This is a genomic window from Rhodopirellula maiorica SM1 (assembly GCF_000346295.1).
Classification (GTDB): domain Bacteria; phylum Planctomycetota; class Planctomycetia; order Pirellulales; family Pirellulaceae; genus Novipirellula; species Novipirellula maiorica.
In genome coordinates this window covers 1-5,140 of the sequence record NZ_ANOG01000871.1, presented here as the reverse complement: position 1 = coordinate 5,140, position 5,140 = coordinate 1, and the positions used below count along the sequence as shown (strand labels likewise).

The 5,140-nt window shown below is 53.4% G+C and carries 4 protein-coding genes; 1 reads left to right on the top strand and 3 read right to left on the bottom strand.

All coding sequences use genetic code 11. The annotated features are described in order from the left end of the window. Positions 1-275: 275 nt before the first annotated feature. From RMSM_RS27855 to rsfS, 3 genes are all read right to left on the bottom strand, one after another. Complete coding sequence (locus tag RMSM_RS27855) at positions 276-638, bottom strand: hypothetical protein (protein WP_008704985.1); 363 nt, start codon at positions 636-638, stop codon at positions 276-278. A 164-nt stretch (positions 639-802) separates the two neighbouring features. After that, a complete protein-coding gene (gene argS / locus RMSM_RS27850) occupies positions 803-2,782 on the bottom strand; it encodes an arginine--tRNA ligase (RefSeq protein ID WP_008704983.1) in 1,980 nt (659 codons plus the stop codon). Between the two features lie 231 nt (positions 2,783-3,013). Beyond that, positions 3,014-3,538 (bottom strand): ribosome silencing factor, encoded by a 525-nt coding sequence (gene rsfS / locus RMSM_RS27845; protein WP_008704979.1) that lies wholly within the window; start codon positions 3,536-3,538, stop codon positions 3,014-3,016. Between the two features lie 748 nt (positions 3,539-4,286). On the opposite strand from rsfS, the gene RMSM_RS42130 reads away from it, so the two are divergent. Continuing rightward, positions 4,287-4,916, top strand: coding sequence for a thioredoxin family protein (locus RMSM_RS42130; RefSeq protein WP_008704976.1), 630 nt, complete (start codon positions 4,287-4,289; stop codon positions 4,914-4,916). The last annotated feature ends 224 nt before the right edge of the window (positions 4,917-5,140 follow it).

Below are 5,140 nucleotides of genomic sequence, written 5' to 3'. Positions count from 1 at the left end.
ACTTGGCGATCCCGCTAATTTGACAACGCCGCCAGTTGTCGCCGACATCGGAAGAAAACTGCGTTCAGGTGACGTCGAACTGACCAAACGGGATCGGTCGTCCTGTTTGTCAGACTCTGCCGACGCAACGCAAAGACCGGGGTATGTGAAAGGGCAGCGAGGACGGACGAAAGAATGCGACGGGAGAGAGAGAATGTGAAGGCAGCAGGGGGCGACGTCGCGTTTGCAGCCGACGTCGGAGACGTCGGGCGACATTGGGTCGGCGACGATGGGCGTTAGTCCTTGATTGCTTCGAGCGCGTCCAGTGCGGCTCGGGTTTCGGCAATCCCACCAAATTCGCGAGTTAGGTGTTTCAAACGCACTAACAAGGGGAGCGACACTTTTTGTTTGCGGTGATTCGTTGGTTTCGCCGGAGCGTCTTTGTCCGCCTTCTTGCCGCTTGGCCGTCCAGGTTTGCCAACCTCGCCCTGTTGTCGTTTTGAATTCGAGCGAATCGTACTGACGTATTGCGCCGTCACATCGATGCCTTGTTTCTTTAATTCGGCACTGACTTGAAGCGGCTTGGCATTGGGATGCGCCTTGTAGTAGTCACGAATCGCTTTGGCACGATTGACACCGGATGATTTCTTTTTTGCCATGATGAGAGTTCCAGCTTGTAAGAACAGAGGTCGCCGGTCTCGAAACAAAGATAACGCTAAGTTACCGTAGGGCAACTAGGTAATCTGTCAATCTTTGTTTTCCCTTGTTTCGGCAATCTTGGCGGTTCTCACCTGCAAATCGCCGTTCCTCTCAGCCGGTCATTCTACATCCTTGCGACGACATCGATGCCCAATAACGACAACGACCTACGGATGATGCGGCCGGTCAATGCTACCAAAGCCAAACGAAGCGACGCGATCGCTTCGCTTTCCGCTTTCAAGACGTGACAATTATCGTTAAACACCGCGTATGCCTTTGCGGTTTCATACAAATAGTCGACCAACGCGTTGGGGGCATAGTCTTGATGGACCGCGACCAACGCTTCTTCGAAACGCAGTAATTTGACGGCCAAAGCTCGTTCCGCAGGATGCGTGAATCCTGCGATCGCGGCATCGATCGACGTGACGTCCGAATCGGCCACCCCTGCTTTTCGCAAAATGCCTTGGGTACGGGCGTATGCATATTGAACATAGGCCGACGTGTTGCCTTCGAGCGCGACCATCTTGTCTAAACTGAAACTATAATCGCTGGTGCGGTGGTGTGACAAATCCGCGTATTTGATCGCCCCGTGGCCGACGACCTGTGCGACTTGTTCTCGTTCGGCGTCGTCCATTGGAGGATCGATTTTTTCAATCCGTTCAGGGTTGCAAACGACTTCGCGTGCGCGATTCACTGCATCGTCCAGCAGTCCTTCTAACCCAATCAACGTTCCACTTCGTGTCTTCAGCGGTTTGCCGTTTTCGCCCAGCACGGTCCCGAAATTGACGTGAACCATTTTCACGTTTTCCATTCCAATCTTTCTTGCCACGGCGAACAGTTTGTCAAAGTGCTCGCTTTGTCGACTGTCGACAACGTACAAGATTTCGTCGGGATTAAATTCTTCGAGACGATATTTCAGCGTGGCGATATCGGTGGTCGCATACAAGAACGCACCGTCTTTCTTGCGAACGATCATCGGTGCGTCAAATTCATCTAGGAATACACACACGGCACCTTCGCTGTCGCGAGCGAGACCTCGTTTCTCTAAGTCCTCGACCACCGGTTCAAGCATCGAGTGGTAGAAGCTTTCACCGAGGGTGTGATCAAACGAGATGTTCAAACGGTTGTAGATGCGGTTGATTTCGTCTTTGCAGTGCGGCAGGAATTTGGTCCACAACGCAATGTTTTCGCTGTCGCCTTGGTGCAGCTTGACCGTTTCTTGCAGCACCGCGTTTTCGACGTTCGGATGTGCCTCGGCTTGTGCCAACAACTCAGCATCCGCCTCGACCGCTTCGATCTTTTGGCGAAGCGAATTGGCTTGCGATTGAAGTGATTCCACTTTCTTCTTGGCCGAGGCTAACGATTTCTTCGCTTGCTTTTTGGCTTTCGGATCGCCTGCGGCTTGCAGGGCTTGTTCGGCGGCAGCAACCTCGGATTCCGCTTCGGTCAATTGAGTCGGAATTTGCTCCACCGTTCGCTTGGCTTTGCGATACTCGATCAATTGATTTACCAATCGATACAGCGTCGCAAGTTCGGTGACCGGATTTTTGTCAACTTGGTCCGCGTCGCCAAAATGTTTGTAGCCGTAGATGATGATGCCAAATTGGGTTCCCCAATCACCAAGATGGTTGTCGGTGATCACGTCGTGACCAAGAAAGGCCAAGGTTCGGGCAATTGCGTCGCCAATCACGGTACTGCGGATATGTCCGACGTGCATCGGTTTAGCCACATTCGGTGACGAAAAGTCGACAATCACCTTGCGTTTGGGCTCGGCGAGCGCGACCAAGCAACGCGGATCGCTCAGCATATCCGAGAGCGACTGCAACAAGAACGAGTCTTTTAATCGCAGGTTAATGAAGCCAGGACCGGCAATTTCGGGCGGTTCACACAACGCGTCGAGATCCAGTTTCTCAACAATCTCCGACGCCAATTCACGTGGATTCTTTCCGATCTCTTTCGACAACGGCATCGCACAGTTGGCTTGGTAATCACCAAACTTGGGATCGTTGGTCGAACGGATCATCGAAGCGAACGGACTCGGGTCGTCGACGAACGATTGAAGTGCCTCAGCAAAGCGAACACTGAACTGATTCGGGAGATGCATCGTGCAAAATTCCAGCCAAGAAGCGAGGGGAAAGTTAGAAGGGTGCGGCAACTAAAAACCGCAGCGAGATGAGAGGCGTCGTTGAGCTCCGCCAATCAAAAAACAATGACGTCACGTTCGCGACACGAACGTCCACCCGGATTTCCCGGTGGCGGGATCTTCGTGACAGGAAGTGTATCGCAACGCACGTTCACAGGCTCAAAAATGCTGACGAACACCACGTTCGCCGTCCTAGGCGTTCGGCTTTAACCCCAATTCTTCGAGCGGGATCGGTTTACCGTCGGCCCACAGCGATTCGAGATCGTAATAGTCGCGGGTTTCTTCGTCGAACAAGTGGATCACGACGCTGCCGTAGTCCAGCACAATCCAATGGCTGTCCTGGTATCCTTCGATGCCCAAACGTTGGTCGCCCAGCGTTTTTTCCAAAACATCGTCGATTTGTTCGCTGATCGCGTGCAATTGACGCCGGCTCGATCCTGTCGCGAAGACGAACAGATCAAATTCGGCGGTTTGGTCGCAAACATCCAAAACCATTACGTCTTGGCCTTTGTTTTCCAAAGCGACCTTGGCGGCGGCGGTGGCCAATTTGCGGCTGTATTCGACTCCGTGAGGCCGAATCGCACGCGAAGGCTGAGACATCGGGTTTTTCTGCGCAGCATCATCCGACGGAGTCGTTTTACTCGTGTTTTCGCTTGATTCTGGCGTCGGGAGGGAAGCGTCAGCGTCGGGGGCGGTATCGTTAGCTTTTTCTGTCATAGAACGAAGTTTAATGGTTTTCAAGATTCTGTCACGCACCACAAGGATAAAACGGAGTGATTATGGACCGGATTATGCACACCGCCCCCAACGACGCTGCTCGGCGCTCAGCCAATCCAGACACCTTCACGCTACCCTCGTTCGGCTAAATTATAGGAAAACGCAGCAAGCTGGCGTGGTCCCAAGGCGGCGGACCCTATCCTCTGGCGGTTTCGTCGGGCCGTTGGTAACCAGAAATCCAGCTGTGGGGCAAATCCTGTGGACGGCCTTGCGACCAATGCCATCTACTTTGGTAGTGGGACTCGCCAGAGTTCCTGGTGTTTCAACAGCGAAGATGGGAATTCTGGCGAATCCCACTACTTGAGCCCTCCGATGGTTACCAAAGTAGTCGGCATTGGGCGCGGGGCCGCCCCGATTCCCATCGGTTCCGCCAAGTGCTCGCTGCAATACGGGTTGTAAACGGAATTTTATGAGTTTCACCACCAGTGATGTTCGATCGTCGTGCGATTGCCCCGGCATTCCCGGTGACGCGTAGGCAGAGAAAGCGGTGAACGTCGCTCCGGGATCTTTGTGAAACTCACATTTGCGGAGCTTCCTGCGAATCGTTTGCAAGGTTCACGGCGGGCGGTGCGGCTGATTGTCAATCACCCTCTTGCCAACCGGACAATCAGACAACGCCCTTGCGGTTGTCCTAGGTGGTCTTGTAGCACGTACTCTAATATTCCGCTTTTACTGCAAGAGATCCCGAATGAATGATTCACAAAAATGTACGCTCCTGTTGTTGTCGGTTGTGGTTGCGACGGCCAGCGGGTGTAGCGCGGCCGCAGGTTTTGGATTCGGTCGTACCGTTTCAAGCGATTTGTCCGGAGTGGTGAAGGAATCAGAAGTGATTCAGCAGGACGCGATCGCAAATGCCAATTCAGCGACGACCACCAAGCCGATTGCTGCTTCCAAAACGACCGCCGATGACAACCACATTGCCCCCGTTTCGGCGACTCAGTCGGAAAGCACTGCGTCAACGACTTTGGCGAGTTTGACAACGACCCCTGCAGCCCAACGGCCCACGCTGATTACATTGCCGGCCAGCGGTGATCTCGATGCGGTGATGGCGGAAGCAAACGGCAACGTGCTGTTGGATTTCTACGCTGATTGGTGTGGTCCGTGCCGCAAGCAAAGCGTGATCTTGCACGAACTGGAATCGACCGCTGCTGAAAACAACACGTTGATCGTGAAAGTGAATGTTGACGAACACAAACAGATCGCTCGCGAGATGCAAGTCTCCAGTTTGCCGACGCTGGTCATGGTCAAAAACGGCGAGATCGTGAAACGTGAAACGGGGATCACTCGCAAAGCGGATCTCGTTCGCTGGATGCAATAAATCATCGTTGCCCTCCGAAGCTGATTCCGCTGCCTGCTTTCACTTTCACCGAAATCGATTGCAGCATGCGGGCGTGGCGGAATTCTCAGCCAATCGGTGCGATGTAGTAACTACCCGAAATGCCTTCGATATCGTGGTAGTAGTAAAAACAACTGGGGTCGGCCGATTGCACCGCTGCGATCACTTGAGGTAGTTCTTCGTGTGTGATGATTGTTCGCATCACG